Raw genomic sequence first — 17,616 nt, forward strand, 5'->3', positions numbered from 1 at the left:
TCTTGAATAACTCTGCGAAAGTTGCCACTGACAAAACAACTGCTGGGGACACGCCCACCTTTGCCGCATTGCGCGTTCTGGTAGTAGACGACCAATCCGCCAATCGCCTGCTACTGACCCAACAGCTGGAGTTCCTCGGCGTGCGGCCCACGACCCGCAGCGACGGTCAGGCCGGTCTGCAGGCATGGATGAGTGAGCCCTTCGATGCGGTCATCGTCGACTGCAACATGCCAAACATGAACGGCTATGAGCTGACCCAATCGCTGCGTCAGCACGAACGGCTCAGCGGCCACATGCCCTGTACAGTGCTGGGTTATACCGCGCACGTCACGGACCAGGTGCGAGATCGCTGCAGGACCGCCGGCATGGACGACTGCCTGCTCAAGCCTATCGGCCTGGAGGCCTTGCGCACGCGATTGCAGCAACTTCGCCCGGCGCCTACGGCGTTGCGCTTGCAACCATTGCAGGCACTTACCGGCGGCGATATCGGCCTGACTCGGCGTTTGCTCGAGGAAGTGCGCAGCAACTGCGCGGCCGATCGGGCGCAGCTGTGGGACGAGGCGAACCCTCGAACCATTATCGACCTCGCCCACAGGATCAAGGGTGCGGCACGTATCGTCCGCGCCGATGCCGTGTGCCGTGCCTGCGATGCTCTGGAACGCGTCAGGGCTGGTACGGATCTGGCCCCTCTGCGTATCGCCTTGTGCCATGCCCTCGATGACCTGCACCAACAGCTGGACCATGCGCTGGCGACTCTTTGAGAGGATTCGCTGAGCGGTGGAGATTGGATATCAGTGAACGGCCCAACTGCTCTGCAATTTGGAGGCGCAACGCTTGAGCAATGAACGGATCGGGTCGCGGACATTGCGTTTGTCGACGTCTTTGGCGGAGATCCAACGGCAGTCGTCGATCTCGTTGCAGGGCTTGGGCTTTTTCGACGTTGTTCGGGTGGCCTCGAACAGGAAGTGAATCACGCGATCTTCTTCGTATTCGGACACATAGCACAGGTTATCGAACGTCAGCCCGGTCTCTTCGGCCATTTCGCGAACCGCCGCTTGCAGAGGCGTCTCGCCCTCCTCCACGCGCCCACCGGGCAGATTCCACTTGGCGTTGCGCTTGCGCACGAACAGTATCTGTTCATCACGACGGTAGATGACCGTCGCACGCTGCTTCAAACCCTTGCGCGCGGCAGGGTTGGCTTGCGATGCACCTGTTGTTGATCCCATGGGGTCGATCTCGGTTGGTCAGGCTGCTCTGAACACAAATCATGGATGAGCATGCTTCACCAAGGTGTCGGTAAGATGACCTTTCGATGATTTCGTAAGTTCAGTGCGACGTGGAAAAACGGTCGACGGTGCGGGGAATGGCGGGAGTATTTAGCGAGGGTGCGCGGGATGCGCGATGTTTACAACCGGAAGGCCGCAGGGCTGCGGCCTCCCGTTCGGATCAGGCGACCGGGTTGATCGGCTTTTCCGGGTACCAGACGTCCAGCAACGGGCTGACTTCGACCTTGGTCAGCTCGTCGCGGCCTTTAAGCCAGGCTTCGACGGTGCTGCGCTGCTCTTCGCTGACCGAACCGCGCTTGCCGAGGCAAACCAGGCCGTAGTCATCGCCGCCAACGTAGCCGAGGCCATTGGCCTCCATGGCTTCCTTGAGGAAGGCGTCGAGGAAAGCATCGATTGCTTCTTCCGCCAGGTTTTCCTTGAAATCCAGGTTCAATTCGAAACCCAGTTCCTGAAATTCATCCACGCAGAGCTTTTTGCGCAGACGCTGGGAACGGTTAGTGGCCATGAAACAATCCTCTCAAGCTTAAGTAATAACGCGCGGCACTTTAGCAGCTCGGGGCGTTAAAACCTAATACCGGTGCCCGGCGGTCCGAGGGCTGGATGGGGGGTTGAGGATGTGCAGTGCGGGCACGGACGCCTTCGCGGCTTTACGCCGCTCCTACAGGTGTCCCAGCCCCCCGCAGGATCGGTGTACAACCGCGAAGACATCCGCACCCCCGCAGGATCGGCGCACAACGCGAAGACATCCGCACACCTGCAGGGTCGGCGTACAACCGTGGAGACACTGTCCCCCTGTAGGAGCGGCGTGCAACCGCGAAGACGTCCGCACGGGCAGGCGCACATCCCTGGCGTTCACACCGGCCCCTTCGCGGCTTTACGCCGCTCCTACGGGCACCCCAGCCCCGCCGGGGGTGCCGCTGTGGAAACGGAATTCGGTATCTGGAGAGGTGATCAGGCAGGCTTCGGCTTCGCGAACCTTTTCGATCACGCGGGCGATATCAGCGGCATCGCCATATTGGTGGGCCAACTTCAGATACCCCTGGTAATGGCGGGCTTCGCTCATCAACAGGCCGTTGTAGAACTTGCTCAGTTCTTCGTCGAGGTGCGGCACCAGCGCGGCGAAGCGCTCGCAGCTGCGGGCCTCGATGAAGGCGCCGACCACCAAGGTATCCACCAGCTTGACCGGCTCGTGGGAGCGCACCTGCTTGCGCAGCGACGACGCATAGCGACCAGCCCCTAGGGGGCGCAACTCGATCTTGCGCCGCTTCATCAGGCGCAGCACCTGTTCATGGTGTACCAGTTCTTCACGGGCCAGACGCGACATCATGTTGATCAGGTCCAGATGTGTGCAGTACTTGGCAATCAGGCTCAGCGCGGTGGAGGCGGCCTTGAACTCGCAGTTCTTGTGGTCGATCAGCATGGTTTCAGGGTCGGCCAGGGCCGCCTCGACCCAGGCGTCAGGGGTGCGGCATCCCAGAAAGTCATGGATTTCAGACAACATCGCGCAGGCCCCAGGCAAAAAAGGGGGCGATTATACCCAGCTGTCAGCGAACTGGGTATGCGGGCTGGAGCCTGCGCGCCAGACGGCTATAGTGAGCTGATCGAACAAGCCCCCCGCACGCCTGGAGATGCCGCCATGCAAGAGATCCGCAGTATCCTGGTGTACCTGGAAGCCATCGCCGAGGATGACCTGGCGCTGCATCGAGCCCAGCTGATCGCCAGCAAGACCGGGGCCCGCCTGCAACTGTTGATCTGCGACCAGCAGGCCGACCACTCCCATGCCATGGCCGAACTGGTGCGCTGCATGCGCGATGCTGGCTATACCGCGGAGGGCGAGCAGGCCTGGCAGGACAGCGTCGAGAAGACCATTCTGTTCGAGCTGGCCCTTTACGGCTGCGAGCTGCTGATCAAGCAGCATGTGCCCGATAGCGGTGTGGCCAAGGCTCTGCTTACGCCGCTGGACTGGAAGCTCCTGCGCCACTGCCCGTGCGCAGTGCTCATGGTCAAGACCCGCCGCCGCTGGGCGCAGGGTGCCGTGCTGGCAGCCGTCGACGTTGCCAACCCGGACGGTGAGCATCGCAGCCTGCACCACAGCATCGTTGCCCATGCCCACGACATTGCCGCGCTGGCCAAGGGGCAACTGCACGTTGTCAGCGCCTACCCTTCGCCCATCATGGCAACCGCCGAACCGGTGCTAAACACCGAGGGCGGCATCGACGAACGCTATCGTCAGCAATGCCAGGCGTTTCAGGCAACCTACGGCATCGATCAATTCGACCTGCATATCACCGAGGGACCGCCAGACGAATCGATAACCCAGACCGCCCGTGAACTGGACGCAGTGGTCACGGTGATCGGCACGGTGGCGCGCAGCGGGCTGTCCGGTGCGTTGATCGGCAACACCGCAGAAACGGTCCTGGATGCGCTTGAAAGCGATGTGCTGGTGCTCAAGCCTCAGGACATCATCGACCAGCTCCAGGCACAGGCCGCCGGTTGAGCTCAGGCACTGGCGCTTTTGCGAATCCAGTAGAGGTAGGTGCCCGCCTCTTCCTGCTGTTCGACCAGTTCGTGGCCCAGGAAAACGCAGAATTTGGGGATGTCGCGGCGCGTCGAAGGGTCGGTGGCGATGACCTTGAGCAGCCCGCCTGCGGGCAGATCGCGCACATGCTGATGAAGCATCATGACGGGCTCGGGGCAAAACAGGCCAGTGGCATCGAGGGTGGCGTCGATGGTCGAGTGTTCGGTCATAGGGGGCTCCAGATCAGGAGGGCATTGTAACCGTAGCAGCGGTGGCGGCAATAGCATGGCTGTTGGTGGGGGATCCTGCCCCCCCTTGTAGGAGCGGCGTGAAGCCGCGAAGCCGCCAGCCCAGGCGCCACACACCCTACCGCTTGGCCCCTTCCAACCGGCGCAGATGGCAGGTCACTTCCTCGCGATCGTGGTACAGCTGCTTGCAGCCGATCTGCACCTTGATGCCCCGATCCCTGAAGCCGTCTTCGATACGTTCCAGCAACCGCTTGACCTCGGCGTAGCGCTGTTTCATCGGCAACTTCAGATTGACCACCGCCTCGCGGCAGAGGTTTTCGCCCAGCCAGGTTTCCAGCAGCGCCGCATTGCGCGCCGGCTTCTCGACGATGTCGCAGACCATCCAGTCGACCGTCTGCTTCGGGCGGTAGGTAAAGCCATCGGCCATCAGATGCGTGACTAAGCCGGTGTCCATCAGACTCTCAGCCATGGGGCCGTTGTCGATTGCCGTCACCAGCATGCCGCGACGCACCAACTGATAGGTCCAGCCGCCAGGCGCGGCGCCCAGATCGACGCCCGTCATGTCGCCATGCAGGCGCTCATCCCACTCTGAGCGAGGGATGAAGTGATGCCACGCCTCTTCCAGCTTCAGCGTCGAACGGCTGGGCGCCTCCCGGGGGAATTTCAGGCGGGGAATTCCCATTGGCCACATGGCCAGGTTGTCCGCCGGTGCCATCCCCAGAAACACTTCACGGCCGCTTTTGAAGGTCAGCAGCAAACGCGGCAGTTGCGGGTCATCCACCAACCTACCGGCCTGGATCAACGCCTTGCGCAGCGGCGCCTCGAATTTCTTGCAGAAGTTCGACAGCTCCTTGCCGTCGTTGGTGTCCAGCACCTCCAGCCACAGGCTGCCGCAGCGCGGAAACTCCACCAGATGCTCAAGCAGCACACTGATGCGGTCGGTCTCGGGCAACTGCACGAAATCGCCCCGCGCCCATTGCCGCGGAAATATCAGGTCACTAAACCGTAGCTGCGCCATCAGCCGCTCGGGACCGGCCGGTTCGTGGCAGATGAATTCGGCGCAGGCGCTCTGCGGCTTGGCCTTGGCATACCCCGCCACACCCAGACGGGCCGCATGATCGGCGATCTCGGAACAGACCTCTCCTTCGAAACCGGGGCGGCAATGCATAAACAAGGTATTCATAAACTGACTTTCATCGCCATGGGCCGAAATCGGCGCATGATAAAGGAAATCGGAACCCTCGACATGCAAAGGAAGTCCCTCAAACAGAACTTGAATAATCGGCCCGTGCCGTGCGGGCCCAATAAGGAGTTTGCTCATGCCCTCCCTCGATAGCCTGAAGACCCTCAAAACACTGGACGTCGATGGCAAGCCTTACCATTACTTCAGCTTGCCCGACGCTGCCAAGAGCCTGGGTGACCTGCAGAAGCTGCCGATGTCGCTCAAAGTCCTGCTGGAAAACCTGTTGCGCTGGGAGGACGGCAAGACCGTTACCGGCACCGACCTGCAAGCACTGGCCGACTGGCTGCACGAGCGCCGCTCGGATCGCGAGATCCAGTACCGCCCTGCCCGCGTGCTGATGCAGGACTTCACCGGCGTGCCGGCAGTGGTCGACCTCGCCGCCATGCGCGCCGCCGTCGCCAAGGCCGGGGGCGATCCACAGCGAATCAATCCGCTGTCGCCGGTGGACCTGGTCATCGACCACTCGGTGATGGTCGATAAATACGCCACCACCCAAGCCTTCGAACAGAACGTTGACATCGAAATGCAACGCAACGGCGAGCGCTACGCGTTTCTACGCTGGGGTCAAAGCGCTTTCGACAATTTCAGCGTGGTACCACCGGGCACCGGGATCTGCCACCAGGTCAACCTGGAGTACCTGGGCAGAACCGTGTGGACCAAAGAGGAAGACGGCCGCACCTATGCCTTCCCCGACACCCTGGTGGGCACCGACTCGCACACCACCATGATCAACGGCCTGGGCGTGCTGGGCTGGGGCGTGGGCGGTATCGAAGCCGAGGCAGCCATGCTCGGCCAACCAGTGTCGATGCTGATTCCTGAAGTGATCGGCTTCAAGTTGACCGGCAAGCTCAACGAAGGGATCACTGCCACCGACCTGGTGCTTACCGTGACCCAGATGCTGCGCAAGAAAGGCGTGGTGGGCAAGTTCGTTGAATTCTACGGTGACGGTCTGGCCGACCTGCCCCTGGCAGACCGCGCCACCATCGCCAACATGGCCCCGGAATATGGCGCCACCTGTGGCTTCTTCCCGGTGGACGACGTGACCTTGGGCTACCTGCGCCTGTCCGGGCGTCCCGAGAACACCGTCAAACTGGTGGAAGCTTATTGCAAGGCCCAGGGCCTGTGGCGCGAGCCCGGCCAGGAGCCGGTATTCACCGACAGCCTGGGCCTGGACATGGGCGAAGTGCAGGCCAGCCTTGCCGGCCCCAAACGTCCACAGGACCGTGTTGCGCTGCCCAACGTGAGTGCCGCGTTCAACGACTTCATCGGGTTGCAGCTCAAACCGAGCAGCAAGGAAGAAGGCCGCCTGGAAAGTGAAGGCGGCGGTGGCGTGGCGGTCGGTAATGCCGACCAGGCCGAAGGTGCGGAATACGTTTGGGAAGGCCAGACCTACAGCCTGCAGAACGGCGCCGTAGTGATCGCGGCCATTACCTCTTGCACCAATACCTCCAACCCCAGCGTGATGATGGCGGCGGGCCTGGTGGCCAAGAAGGCGGTGGAGAAAGGTCTGATGACCAAGCCATGGGTGAAGACCTCCCTGGCCCCCGGCTCCAAGGTCGTGACCGATTACTACCATGCTGCGGGTCTTACCGAGTATCTGGACAAGCTGGGCTTCGACCTGGTGGGCTATGGCTGCACCACCTGCATCGGCAACTCCGGCCCCCTGGCCGAGCCGATCGAAAAGGCCATTCAGAGCGCCGACCTGACCGTGGCATCGGTGCTGTCGGGCAATCGCAACTTCGAAGGCCGGGTGCACCCGCTGGTCAAGACCAACTGGCTCGCCTCCCCGCCCCTGGTCGTCGCCTACGCCTTGGCCGGCAGCGTGCGGGTCGACATCAGCAGCGAGCCGTTGGGCAAGGATCAGAACGGCAAGCCGGTGTACCTGCGTGACATCTGGCCCAGCCAGAAAGAGATTGCCGAGGCGGTGGCCCAGGTCACCACGCAGATGTTTCACAAGGAATATGCCGAGGTGTTTGCCGGCGATGAACAATGGCAGGCGATCGAAGTGCCTCAGGCCGCTACCTATGTCTGGCAGGACGATTCCACCTACATTCAGCATCCGCCCTTCTTCGACGACATCGCCGGCCCTCTGCCGGTGATCGAAGACGTGCGCGGCGCCAGCGTGCTGGCCCTCCTTGGCGACTCGGTCACCACCGACCATATCTCGCCGGCCGGCAACATCAAGGCAGACAGCCCTGCCGGGCGCTACCTGCGGGAAAAAGGCGTGGAGCCACGTGATTTCAACTCCTACGGCTCACGGCGCGGCAACCATGAGGTGATGATGCGTGGCACCTTCGCCAACATCCGCATCCGCAACGAGATGCTCGACGGCGAGGAAGGCGGCAATACCCTGTTCATACCGACGGGTGAAAAGCTGGCGATCTACGACGCAGCCATGCGCTATCAGCAGGCAGGCACGCCGCTGGTGGTCATAGCCGGTCAGGAGTACGGCACCGGTTCGAGTCGTGACTGGGCCGCCAAGGGGACCAACCTGCTGGGGGTCAAGGCGGTGATCGCGGAAAGTTTCGAGCGTATCCACCGCTCCAATCTGGTGGGTATGGGCGTGCTGCCGCTGCAGTTCACCGATGGCCAAAGCCGCAAGAGCCTGAAGCTGACCGGTCGCGAGACCCTGGACATCGTCGGCTTGAGTGGTGCCCAGGTGCAGCCGCACATGAGCCTGGATCTGCGCATTACCCGTGAGGGGGGCGAGCAGGAAACGGTCAAGCTGCTGTGCCGCATCGATACGCTCAATGAGGTTGAATACTTCAAGGCCGGCGGGATTCTGCATTATGTGTTGCGGCAGTTGATTGGTGAGGTGGCTTGATCTGGTATAGCAGGTAGGACCGAGGTGGATGGTCCCCTTACCCTAACCCTCTCCCTGAGGGAGAGGGGACTAAAGGCAGATCGGTGGTTGGCTCCCTCTCTCTGTGAGAGGGGACCGTCCCCCGCACATCCCACCACCCTCAGAAACATTTAGTAAAAAATAACTCAGCTACATATGTAAGACATTCCTGTTCTCATTCACGTTTATCGATTGCAATAGCCGCTTTCCACCCTTGGCTAGACATTCGCTTGCACCGCTGCGCTCGTTGAAGCGCCGGTGTCGTGGATAGAGACCGTTACCCCATGTCGAAGAAATCTCGCTCGAAAATCTGGTTCCTGGTGCACAGCTGGCTGGCTTTGCCTATCTGGTTCTTTGTTCTGATCGTGTGCGTGACCGGCACGCTGGCAGTGGTCAGCACCGAAATCATATGGCTGATCAACCCGGAAATGCGCGCCAACAGGCCCGCCGACGATGCCCAGATGCTCAACTACGACCAACTGTTGAGCACCCTCAAGCGCGACCACCCTGACCTCAGCGTGAGCAACCTGGTGCACCCCGACGGCGACTACTTCGCGGTCAACGCCAGCGTCACCTACCCGGACGGTCGCTCGCTGACGGTCTACGTGAACCCGTACACCGGGGTGCTTCAGGGCCTGAGCCCAAGCTTCGATTTTCCGGCCTTCACCCGGGCCCTGCACGGTTGGTGGCTGGTGCCCTTCACCAACGGCTTCTCGTGGGGCTGGTACCTGGTGTCGTTCCTCGGCCTGCCGATGCTGGTATCGCTGATCACCGGGCTGGTGGTGTACAAAAAGTTCTGGAAAGGTTTCCTCAAACCCACCCTGCGGCTCAATCAGGGCGCGCGGATCTTCTGGGGTGACTTTCACCGCCTGAGCGGGATCTGGTCGATCTGGTTCATCGCGGTCATTTCCATCACCGGCGTATGGTTCCTGATTCGGGCGATTCTCTGGGACAACCAGATCAGTATCTCCAGCTATAACCCGGTGACCTCGGTTATCGCCCGCGCCGATGTGCCCATCATGGCCGATGGCAAGCCCGCTGCAATGATTCCTGTGGAGCAGGCCATCGCCGTGGTACGCCAACAGGTGCCTGGCCTGGATGCCAGCTACGTGTCGCTGCCGCTCAACGCCTACAGCCCCATGGAGGTCGGCGGTCGCAGTTGGTATCCGCTGATGTTCCAGACCGCGAACATCAACCCCTACACCGGCCAACTGATCAGCTCGCACCTGCTCAGCGACCGCAACAAGCTGGAGTTCGTCACCGAATCCATGCGGCCGCTGCACACCGGAGACTTTGGCGGCCTGTGGATCAAGCTGATCTGGGCCTTCTTCGGCCTGTTGTTGAGCATGATGGTGCTTAGCGGGCTGCTGATCTGGAGCAAGCGCACCGCCCTGGCCACCGCTCAGGCGCTGAAACGCACGGCCAAGACCGAACGCGCGCCGGCCCGGCAGTTGAGCCCCATGACCCAAGAATCCCGGGAGGGTAACCTGTGAGCAGAACCGCTGCCGCGCCCCGGCGCTCGACGTTTGGCCAGTTCTGGCACAAATGGCGCTTTCACCTCAACGTCGCGCTGGTGGTTATCCCGCTGAGCTTCATGCCCCACTACTTCGCCGAGAACGCCCGGGAGCGCGGTGATGCAGGACTTGGCGAGCGCATCGTCGGCGATATCGCCGTGGGCCCATGGAGCCTGACCCTGGCCGAACCGCTCATGGAAGGCCCGCAGCCTTCCGCCGGCCAGGACATCAAGTCCTTCCACGCCGCGCTGTGCAAGGCCTGCGTCAACCAGGTCAAGGCCACCTACCTACGCATCGGCAAACCGCGCAGCCTGCGCGCCGCCGGGGTGATCTTCTTCGGCAGCGGCTACCGCATGTTCGCCGGCTTGCCGATACCCACCCGTACGCCTGTCGATTCCGAGCTGTGGATCACCATGGAAGGCTGGGACGGCTCCATGCATCAGGCCTCCATTCCCTTGAGCCAGGCCTCGCCTGCCACCATCGCCTGGCTGAACGCACAAGGAAACACACCATGAACAAGACCTTCTCCCGCTACGCTTCGGCCCTGGCCATGGCGCTGCTGAGCGCCGGTTTCAGCGGCCTGGCCGTTGCCCACAACCCGATGTGCGAATGCAAGCAGATCGACGCCGAGCAGATCAAATGCACCGGCGGTTTCTCCGACGGCAGTGGCGCCCCTGGGGTGACGCTGGATGTCGTGGGCTATGACGAGAGCATTCTGGTCCCCGGCAAGCTGGGCAGTGACTCCACCGTCACCTTCAAGAAGCCCAATGCCGAATTCTATGTGCTGTTCGATGCCGGTCCCGGCCATGTCGTCGAAATCGACCAAGCGGACATCCAGGCACCATGACCACCACCCATGTCGTGCGGCCCGCCGGGGCCGGTCATGAAACCCTTTACGTGGCCCTGCTGAGCCTGTTCATCCTACTGGCGGCCGCTGGCGTGGTGGCTTTGCACGGCGAAAGCCACGACGTGGCGCAGGTGCCCGCGCACCAGTTGGACGCCCGGCGCGACCTGACCGCCGCCGAACAGGGCATCTACGCCGATCTGCGGGTGACGCTGGACGAGGTCAGGCTGCTGGCTCAGGAGCAGGAGGGCCCCGTTACTCCGGCGCAGTTGGCCGAAGAAGGGTTTGCCCCCTTTGCCCAGGACGCCAGCTCGGTCAGCCGCGGCAGTCATGCCTGGCAACTGCTGCACGGCGCCTATCTGGGCCTGAGTCAGGCGCCTGCAGTGGCCGGCTCGTTCCTGCTGCGCGTCACCGCGCCGGACGCGGACGCCGACGTCTGGGTCAACCGCACCCCTGGCGCAGTCGCCCCCACTGCACTCGGTGACCAGGCCTTGATGGAGGCCGGCTGGCAGCAAGTGGTTGCCCAGTTCGATGCCGGCGTGACGCGTCAGCATCGCCATTGATCCCCCGCCCTATTCGACCAGAAGACCGCTTACCCATGCCCAACCTATTGAATCGTCGCCCGCTGCTGCGGTTGTTGTCTTTCGGCCTGCTGGCCGCCCTGCTGGGTCAATCCGCCTACGCCGATACGGCGAAAAAGCTGCGCATCGGCATCACCTTGCACCCCTACTACAGCTATGTGACCAACATCGTCGGTGACAAGGCCGAGGTGGTGCCGCTGATCCCCGCAGGTTTCAACCCCCACGCCTACGAGCCGCGCGCCGACGATATCAAGCGCATCGGCAGCCTGGACGTGATCGTGCTCAATGGCGTAGGCCACGATGACTTCGCCGACCGCATGATCGAGGCCAGCGAGAAACCGGACATCGCCGTCATCGAGGCCAACGCGGACGTGCCGTTGCTGGCCGCCACCGGCACCATGGCCCGCGGCGCGGGCAAGGTGGTCAACCCGCACACTTTCCTGTCCATCAGCGCCTCCATCGCCCAGGTCAACAACATTGCCCGGGAACTGGGCAAGCTGGACCCGGACAACGCCAGGTTCTACACCGCCAACGCACGGGCCTATGGCAAGCGCCTGCGCACCTTGCGCGCGGATGCGCTGGCGCAGCTGACCCAGGCACCCAATGCCGAGTTGCGGGTGGCCACCGTGCACGCCGCCTACGATTACCTGCTGCGCGAGTTCGGCCTGGAAGTCACTGCTGTGGTCGAGCCCGCGCACGGCATCGAGCCCAGCCCCAGCCAGTTGAAGAAGACCATCGACCAGTTGCGCGAGCTGGACGTGAAGGTGATTTTTTCGGAGATGGACTTCCCCTCCGCTTACGTCGAGACCATCCAGCGCGAATCCGGCGTGAAGCTGTATCCGCTGTCCCATATTTCCTATGGCGAATACAGCCCGGAAAAGTACGAGAAGGAAATGAAGGGCAACCTGGACACGGTCGTGCGCGCCATTCAGGAGTCCGGCGCATGACCGCAGTGGAGCAGTTGCGGCTGGCTCACCAAGGCCCCGCCATCGAGTTCGCCGATGTTGGCCTGACCCTGGGTCGGACCGACATTCTGCAAGCCGTGAGTTTCAAGGTCGCCGCGGGCAGCGTGCATGCCATCGTCGGGCCCAATGGCGGCGGCAAGAGTTCGCTGATCAAGACGTTGCTCGGGCAGATGCCCCACCGCGGCCGGTTGAGCCTGCATTGGCCCGGCACGCCGGGGATACTCGGCTATGTGCCTCAAGCGCTGGAGTTCGACCGGGGCCTGCCGATGACCGTCGATGACTTCATGGCTGCCATGTGCCAACGCCGCCCGGCCTTCCTCGGGCTGTCCCGGCACTACGCCCCAGCCATCGGCGAAGCCCTGGAACGCGTTGGCATGCAGGACAAGCGCAAGCGGCGCATGGGCGCCCTGTCCGGCGGCGAGCGCCAACGTGTGCTGCTGGCCCAGGGGCTGATTCCGGCGCCGCAGATGCTGGTGCTCGATGAGCCGATGTCGGCGCTGGACGAAGCGGGTATTCAGGTGTTCGAACGCCTGCTGCAGGACTGGCAACAGGCCGGCATCACCGTGCTGTGGATCGAGCATGACCTGGAAGCGGTCAAGCGCCTGGCTGACCGGGTCACCGGGCTCAACCGCCGAGTGCTGTTCGACGCCTCACCCAGCGAGGCCCTGACCCCGGAGCGTCTGCTCAACCTGTTCTCTACCCATCCCCGCAGCGGAGCCAGTGTCTGATGGATTACGAGCATTTTCGCCTGTTCATCCAGGGCCTGGCCTCGTCGGGCTACCTGCCCGCCGCGCTGGCCTATGGTTTCGTGGTCAACGCGCTGCTGGCAGGCCTGCTGATCGGTCCGGTGCTGGGCGGTCTGGGTACGCTGGTCGTGGTCAAGCGGTTCGCGTTCTTCTCCGAAGCCGTGGGCCACGCAGCGTTGACCGGTGTGGCCATCGGCATCCTGCTGGGCGAACCCTATACCGGCCCCTACGGCAGCCTGTTCGGCTACTGTCTGCTGTTCGGCATCGTCCTCAATTACCTGCGCAACCGCACGGGCCTGGCGCCCGACACCTTGATCGGGGTGTTCCTGTCGGTATCGCTGGCACTGGGCGCGAGCCTGTTGCTGACGCTGGCCGGCAAGATCAACGTGCACATCCTGGAAAACGTGTTGTTCGGCTCGGTACTCACCGTCAATGGCAACGACCTGCTGGTGCTGGCCGTGGTCGGCGCCATCGTGCTGGGTCTGAGCCTGCCGTTGTACAATCGCATCATGCTGGCCAGCTTCAATCCGCAACTGGCCGCGGTACGTGGGGTGGCGGTGAAAGCGCTGGATTACCTGTTCGTGATTCTGGTGACGCTGATCACCGTGGCAGCGGTCAAGGTGATCGGTGCAATTCTGGTGGGCGCCTTGCTGGTGATTCCGGCCGCCGCCGCGCGCTTGCTCAGCCAGTCTTTGAAGGGGTTCTTCTGGATCTCCGTGGCCATCGCCACCGTGAGCACGCTGTGCGGCATTCTGCTGCCGATCATCTACGACCTCCCCGTGCCTTCCGGCGCGGCAATCATTCTGGTCTGCGGTGTCGCGTTTGCGCTCGCCGCCCTGGCACGTGGCACCGTGCCCAGTCTCAAAGGGAACATTGGATAAATGCCTACTTTTCGCCCCTTCACCCTGGCCGTGGCCCTGTGTGGCCTGCTCACCCACAACGTCCACGCGGCCGACACTCCCGTGCGGGTGCTGGCCAGCCTGCCGATCACCTATGGCCTGGGGCAGATTCTGCTCAAGGACAGCGGGGTGGAACTGCAGCGCGCTGCGGCGGCGAACCTGCCCGGCTCACGGCAGAATGCCTACTTCACTGGCCGTGGCGCTGAAGCGCTGCAAGGGCTGGCGAGCAAGGCCGATGCGGTGATCGGCTTGCGCTCGCTGTGGCCGGAGGACTCGCTGTACCCCCTGTCGCGGCGCAGCAATATCCGCATCGTCGAAATCGATGCGGCACGCCCGGTCGATGGTGTGCTGCCGGGCATCGCCCTGCAGCCTGGGCAAGGGGGGCTGAACAGCCAGCCGTGGCTTTCGAGCAACAACATGGGACGCATGGCCGATGTGCTGGCCGCTGATCTAGTACGCCTGGCGCCGACGGCCAAACCGCGGATCGAGAACAATCTGGCCGCGCTCAAGCAGGAACTGCTCAAGCTCAGCGCCGACAGCGAAATGCAGCTGTCCCGGGCCGACAATGTCAGCGTGGTCAGCTTGAGTGATCGCTTTGCCTATCTGGCGGCAGGGCTCAACCTGGACACGGTGGCTACCGAGGTGCGCACCGATGAACAGTGGACGCCGGCTGCGCTCGAGGCGTTGAGTGCGACACTCAAGGACAACGAGGTGGCGCTGGTGCTGGATCATCGCGAGCCGCCGGAGGCGGTCAAGGCAGCCATCGCCAGTGGTGGGAGCCGCCTGCTGGTGCTGGCGACCGATGGAGATGATCCGCTGACGGATTTGCGGGGGAATATTGCGGCGGTGCTGCAGGGGTTGGGATCTTAGCAGCGCTGCTTGAGTTCTGCGGTGTATGGTCCCCTCACCCCAGCCCTCTCCCTGAGGGAGAGGGAGCTAAAAGCAGATCGCGATCGGCTCCCTCTCCCTTAGGGAGAGGGCTGGGGTGAGGGGACCATACACCGCCTACCTCCCAAGAAACCCCAACCCCCCTCCGCCAATTGACAATAATTATCATTACGAATAACTTGTTGCGCATTCAGTTGCCGGCCTCACCCGCCGTTCGTCCCCCCAACTAGCGCAGCAAGGCGATTTTCCATGACGGAGTATGTTTCCACAGGCAAGTGCGATTCATCCCTGCTTCAAGTCTTCATCGACAACCAGGCCAGCCTGGTCAAAATTGCCATGCGCATCATGGGTTGTCGCTCCCGGGCTGAAGACGTGGTGCAGGATGCCTACTTTCGTCTTGAGTCAGCCCCCGAAATCACCAGTTCCTTCAAGGCCCAGTTGGGTTACCTGTTTCGCATCGTGCGCAATCTGGCGATCGATCACTATCGCAAACAGGCGCTGGAACAACGCTATTGCGGCGCTGAAGAGGAAGGCCTGAACGTCGTGACCCAAGGGGCCACTCCAGAAAATTCGCACATCAATTTCACCCTGCTGGAAGCCGTCGCCGACGCCCTGGCCGAGTTACCCCTGCGAACGCGCTATGCCTTCGAAATGTATTGCCTGCATGGCTCGATGCAGAAAGACATCGCTCGGGAGCTGGGCGTTTCCCCGACCCTGGTCAACTTCATGGTGCGCGATGCGCTGATTCACTGCCGCAAGGCATCGGGGGTGGGCGATCCAGGCCACGCGGGACGCTGACGCATGGTGTCACGACCCCGTCGAGTTTTCTTGCGACTGCTGCGCTAAGCTCTGCGGCCTTCGCAAACGGGCACGGATACCCCATGGCAGTCTGGCTGATTCTTCTATCCTGCGGGTACGCACTCGCCGCCTATCATGGCAGCCTGGGCCTGCAGAGCCTTCCGGCGTTCGCGTTGTTGGCCCTGGCCTGGGCAGCGCTGCGCTACCCCCGGCTGCGCTGGGTGGGGCACGGGCTGTTCGTGGTCCTTGCACTGGCTTTGGCGCTGCATCGCCTACCCGGGTTCGACAATGCCCGAGTCATCGATGCTGTGGTGCTCAGCCCAGGCGCCACGCCATTGACCCTGTACCTGAATCTGGACAAACCCCTGGCCGGGTTCTGGCTGCTGCTGGCATGCCCCTGGCTGATCCTAAAACGTCGCGGGTCATTACGCGGATTGGCGTTGCGGGTCTTGGGCACCGTGGCTATCGTCCTGACCGCAGGCGTCATGCTGGGCGTGATCACCTGGGCAGCGAAATGGCCCGAGGGAGCCTGGCTATGGGCGGCCAATAATCTGCTGCTGGTATGCATCGTCGAGGAGCTGTTGTTCAGAGGCTACATTCAGGGCGGCTTGGGCCGGCTGTTCGAACGCTGGAGCGGCGGCCAGACCTTGGCCTTGCTGGCGGCCAGCGTGCTGTTCGGCGTGGCGCACCTGGGGGGCGGGTGGCAGTGGTTTCTGCTGGCTACCGCAGCAGGACTGGGCTATGGACTGGCCTACCGATACGCAGGCCTGGCAGGCGCCGTCACCTGTCACTTCGGCTTGAACCTGGCTCACTTCGGGCTGTTCACCTACCCCTTGCTGGCCTCTCAGTGAATCGGCGCTCAATGTTTTGCGGTTGCGGCCGAAACCCTGTCAAAGCCTCGCGGAACGGAAACTCATGCGTAACAACCAGCCCATCACTCAGCGCGAACGGACCTTCCCTGCCCAGCAGCGTCTGATTTCCACGACCGACACCAAGGGTGTCATCACCTACTGCAACGACGCCTTCGCCGACATCAGCGGCTTCAGCCGCGAAGAGCTGATCCGCGCACCGCACAACACGGTGCGCCACCCGGACGTCCCGAGCGCGGTGTTCGAGCACATGTGGACCACGTTGCGTCAGGGCCTGCCGTGGATGGGCATCGTCAAGAACCGGTGCAAGGACGGTGACTTCTACTGGGTCAATGCCTACGTCACGCCTGTGTTGGAGAACAGCCAGGTGGTGGGGTATGAATCGGTGCGGGTCAAACCCACCGCAGAACAGATTCGCCGCGCCGAGGCGCTTTATCAGCGTTTGAACCGGGGCAAATCGGCGGTGCCGCAGCGTGATCGCTGGCTGCCGTTGGTACAGGATTGGCTGCCCTTCATTCTGGTCAGTCAGGTAGGCTTCCTGATCGGTGCCTGGCTGAACACCTCCTGGGGCTTCGCCCTGGCCGCCGCGCTGTCGATTCCGCTGGGCCTGCTGGGCTTGAGCTGGCAGCAGCGCGGTATCAAACGGCTGCTGCGCCTGGCCGATCAGGCCACGTCCGATCCGCTGATCGCGCAGATGTACACCGACAGTCGCGGCCCGCAGGCACGCCTGGAAATGGCCATCCTCAGCCAGGAGGCGCGTTTGAAGACCTGCCTGACCCGCTTGCAGGACACCGCCGAGCATCTGACCGGCCAGGCTCGGCAGTCCGACGCGCTGGCGCACCAGAGTTCGATAGGCCTGGACCGCCAACGAGTGGAAACCGAGCAGGTGGCCGCGGCAGTGAATCAGATGGCCGCCACTACTCAAGAAGTGGCCAGCCACGTGCAGCGCACGGCCGATGCCACTCAGGAAGCCAATCGCCTGACCGGCCGTGGCCGTACTATCGCCGGCGAAACCCGCGAGGCGATCCAGCGTTTGTCGGTGGTGGTAGGGGAAACGGGGCAAACCGTCACGCAACTGGCCAAGGACAGCGACGAAATCGGCGGTGTGGTGGACGTGATCAAGGGCATCGCCGACCAGACCAACCTGCTGGCACTCAACGCGGCGATCGAAGCCGCGCGCGCTGGCGAGATGGGTCGCGGCTTTGCCGTGGTAGCCGATGAAGTGCGTCAACTGGCGCAACGCACCAGCGAATCCACCGGGCAGATTCACAGCCTGATCGCCAAACTGCAGCACACCGCCAGCAACGCCGTGCAGACCATGGATGCCGGCCACCGTCAGGCTGAAGAAGGCGTGGCGCGGGTGCTGGAAGCCGAC

General features: G+C 62.8%; 19 protein-coding genes. 14 read left to right on the forward strand and 5 right to left on the reverse strand.

Annotated features, from left to right (window positions below):
• Window positions 1–2 precede the first annotated feature (2 nt).
• A complete protein-coding gene (locus B3397_RS03940) occupies window positions 3–761 on the forward strand; it encodes a response regulator (protein WP_296247476.1) in 759 nt (252 codons plus the stop codon).
• Between the two features lie 30 nt (window positions 762–791).
• On the opposite strand, the gene B3397_RS03945 is transcribed toward B3397_RS03940, so the two are convergent.
• The 3 genes from B3397_RS03945 to B3397_RS03955 all read right to left on the reverse strand — a co-directional run bounded on the left by B3397_RS03945 (window position 792) and on the right by B3397_RS03955 (window position 2,787).
• Window positions 792–1,226: an NUDIX hydrolase gene (locus B3397_RS03945; protein ID WP_296247478.1), complete on the reverse strand. Its 435-nt coding sequence runs from the start codon at window positions 1,224–1,226 to the stop codon at window positions 792–794.
• Window positions 1,227–1,446: 220 nt separating this feature from the next.
• The gene (locus B3397_RS03950) at window positions 1,447–1,791 is read right to left on the reverse strand and encodes a YggL family protein (protein WP_296247479.1); all 345 of its coding nucleotides are present in this window, start codon (window positions 1,789–1,791) and stop codon (window positions 1,447–1,449) included.
• A 369-nt stretch (window positions 1,792–2,160) separates the two neighbouring features.
• Entirely contained in the window at window positions 2,161–2,787 is a 627-nt protein-coding gene (locus B3397_RS03955) for a tRNA-(ms[2]io[6]A)-hydroxylase (RefSeq protein WP_296247481.1), read from the reverse strand.
• Window positions 2,788–2,922: 135 nt separating this feature from the next.
• On the opposite strand from B3397_RS03955, the gene B3397_RS03960 reads away from it, so the two are divergent.
• Window positions 2,923–3,783 (forward strand): universal stress protein, encoded by an 861-nt coding sequence (locus B3397_RS03960; RefSeq protein ID WP_296247483.1) that lies wholly within the window; start codon window positions 2,923–2,925, stop codon window positions 3,781–3,783.
• Window positions 3,784–3,785: 2 nt separating this feature from the next.
• On the opposite strand, the gene tusA is transcribed toward B3397_RS03960, so the two are convergent.
• Both tusA and rlmM read right to left on the reverse strand, forming a co-directional pair.
• Window positions 3,786–4,034, reverse strand: a complete 249-nt coding sequence (tusA, locus tag B3397_RS03965; RefSeq protein ID WP_296247485.1) for a sulfurtransferase TusA — start codon at window positions 4,032–4,034, stop codon at window positions 3,786–3,788.
• A gap of 136 nt (window positions 4,035–4,170) precedes the next feature.
• Window positions 4,171–5,235, reverse strand: a complete 1,065-nt coding sequence (gene rlmM, locus B3397_RS03970; protein WP_296247488.1) for a 23S rRNA (cytidine(2498)-2'-O)-methyltransferase RlmM — start codon at window positions 5,233–5,235, stop codon at window positions 4,171–4,173.
• Between the two features lie 136 nt (window positions 5,236–5,371).
• Between rlmM and acnA the strand changes: the two genes are divergently transcribed.
• The 12 genes from acnA to B3397_RS04030 form a co-directional block, all read left to right on the forward strand.
• The gene (acnA, locus tag B3397_RS03975) at window positions 5,372–8,119 is read left to right on the forward strand and encodes an aconitate hydratase AcnA (RefSeq protein WP_296247490.1); all 2,748 of its coding nucleotides are present in this window, start codon (window positions 5,372–5,374) and stop codon (window positions 8,117–8,119) included.
• Window positions 8,120–8,421: 302 nt separating this feature from the next.
• Window positions 8,422–9,630, forward strand: a complete 1,209-nt coding sequence (locus B3397_RS03980; protein ID WP_296247492.1) for a PepSY-associated TM helix domain-containing protein — start codon at window positions 8,422–8,424, stop codon at window positions 9,628–9,630.
• Window positions 9,627–10,166 (forward strand): thiamine pyrophosphate-binding protein, encoded by a 540-nt coding sequence (locus tag B3397_RS03985; protein WP_296247494.1) that lies wholly within the window; start codon window positions 9,627–9,629, stop codon window positions 10,164–10,166. The genes B3397_RS03980 and B3397_RS03985 overlap by 4 nt, the downstream gene beginning before the upstream one ends.
• Window positions 10,163–10,498: a hypothetical protein gene (locus B3397_RS03990; RefSeq protein WP_296247495.1), complete on the forward strand. Its 336-nt coding sequence runs from the start codon at window positions 10,163–10,165 to the stop codon at window positions 10,496–10,498. The genes B3397_RS03985 and B3397_RS03990 overlap by 4 nt, the downstream gene beginning before the upstream one ends.
• A complete protein-coding gene (locus B3397_RS03995; RefSeq protein WP_296247497.1) occupies window positions 10,495–11,058 on the forward strand; it encodes a DUF6162 family protein in 564 nt (187 codons plus the stop codon). Before B3397_RS03990 ends, B3397_RS03995 begins: the two co-directional genes overlap by 4 nt.
• 35 nt (window positions 11,059–11,093) lie before the next feature.
• Window positions 11,094–12,023, forward strand: a complete 930-nt coding sequence (locus tag B3397_RS04000; protein ID WP_296247499.1) for a metal ABC transporter substrate-binding protein — start codon at window positions 11,094–11,096, stop codon at window positions 12,021–12,023.
• Window positions 12,020–12,769, forward strand: a complete 750-nt coding sequence (locus B3397_RS04005; RefSeq protein WP_296247500.1) for a metal ABC transporter ATP-binding protein — start codon at window positions 12,020–12,022, stop codon at window positions 12,767–12,769. The genes B3397_RS04000 and B3397_RS04005 overlap by 4 nt, the downstream gene beginning before the upstream one ends.
• Window positions 12,769–13,668, forward strand: coding sequence for a metal ABC transporter permease (locus B3397_RS04010; protein WP_296247503.1), 900 nt, complete (start codon window positions 12,769–12,771; stop codon window positions 13,666–13,668). The genes B3397_RS04005 and B3397_RS04010 overlap by 1 nt, the downstream gene beginning before the upstream one ends.
• A complete protein-coding gene (locus B3397_RS04015; protein WP_296247505.1) occupies window positions 13,669–14,556 on the forward strand; it encodes a metal ABC transporter solute-binding protein, Zn/Mn family in 888 nt (295 codons plus the stop codon).
• Between the two features lie 267 nt (window positions 14,557–14,823).
• The gene (locus B3397_RS04020) at window positions 14,824–15,372 is read left to right on the forward strand and encodes an RNA polymerase factor sigma-70 (RefSeq protein ID WP_296247507.1); all 549 of its coding nucleotides are present in this window, start codon (window positions 14,824–14,826) and stop codon (window positions 15,370–15,372) included.
• A gap of 83 nt (window positions 15,373–15,455) precedes the next feature.
• Window positions 15,456–16,223 (forward strand): CPBP family intramembrane glutamic endopeptidase, encoded by a 768-nt coding sequence (locus tag B3397_RS04025; protein ID WP_296247509.1) that lies wholly within the window; start codon window positions 15,456–15,458, stop codon window positions 16,221–16,223.
• 64 nt (window positions 16,224–16,287) lie between these two features.
• Window positions 16,288–17,616, forward strand: a 1,329-nt coding sequence (locus B3397_RS04030) for a methyl-accepting chemotaxis protein (RefSeq protein ID WP_296247511.1), incomplete at its 3' end; no start/stop codon positions are given.

It is taken from the genome of Pseudomonas sp. UBA4194 (assembly GCF_002379585.1).
GTDB lineage: Bacteria > Pseudomonadota > Gammaproteobacteria > Pseudomonadales > Pseudomonadaceae > Aquipseudomonas.

Coding starts and splice junctions, on each gene's coding strand:
- B3397_RS03945 (WP_296247478.1), bottom strand. CDS start 1,226: ATGGGATCAACAACAGGTGCATCGCAAGCCAACCCTGCCGCGCGCAAG.
- B3397_RS03950 (WP_296247479.1), bottom strand. CDS start 1,791: ATGGCCACTAACCGTTCCCAGCGTCTGCGCAAAAAGCTCTGCGTGGAT.
- B3397_RS03955 (WP_296247481.1), bottom strand. CDS start 2,787: ATGTTGTCTGAAATCCATGACTTTCTGGGATGCCGCACCCCTGACGCC.
- B3397_RS03960 (WP_296247483.1), top strand. CDS start 2,923: ATGCAAGAGATCCGCAGTATCCTGGTGTACCTGGAAGCCATCGCCGAG.
- tusA (WP_296247485.1), bottom strand. CDS start 4,034: ATGACCGAACACTCGACCATCGACGCCACCCTCGATGCCACTGGCCTG.
- rlmM (WP_296247488.1), bottom strand. CDS start 5,235: ATGAATACCTTGTTTATGCATTGCCGCCCCGGTTTCGAAGGAGAGGTC.
- acnA (WP_296247490.1), top strand. CDS start 5,372: ATGCCCTCCCTCGATAGCCTGAAGACCCTCAAAACACTGGACGTCGAT.
- B3397_RS03980 (WP_296247492.1), top strand. CDS start 8,422: ATGTCGAAGAAATCTCGCTCGAAAATCTGGTTCCTGGTGCACAGCTGG.
- B3397_RS03990 (WP_296247495.1), top strand. CDS start 10,163: ATGAACAAGACCTTCTCCCGCTACGCTTCGGCCCTGGCCATGGCGCTG.
- B3397_RS03995 (WP_296247497.1), top strand. CDS start 10,495: ATGACCACCACCCATGTCGTGCGGCCCGCCGGGGCCGGTCATGAAACC.
- B3397_RS04000 (WP_296247499.1), top strand. CDS start 11,094: ATGCCCAACCTATTGAATCGTCGCCCGCTGCTGCGGTTGTTGTCTTTC.
- B3397_RS04005 (WP_296247500.1), top strand. CDS start 12,020: ATGACCGCAGTGGAGCAGTTGCGGCTGGCTCACCAAGGCCCCGCCATC.
- B3397_RS04010 (WP_296247503.1), top strand. CDS start 12,769: ATGGATTACGAGCATTTTCGCCTGTTCATCCAGGGCCTGGCCTCGTCG.
- B3397_RS04015 (WP_296247505.1), top strand. CDS start 13,669: ATGCCTACTTTTCGCCCCTTCACCCTGGCCGTGGCCCTGTGTGGCCTG.
- B3397_RS04020 (WP_296247507.1), top strand. CDS start 14,824: ATGACGGAGTATGTTTCCACAGGCAAGTGCGATTCATCCCTGCTTCAA.
- B3397_RS04025 (WP_296247509.1), top strand. CDS start 15,456: ATGGCAGTCTGGCTGATTCTTCTATCCTGCGGGTACGCACTCGCCGCC.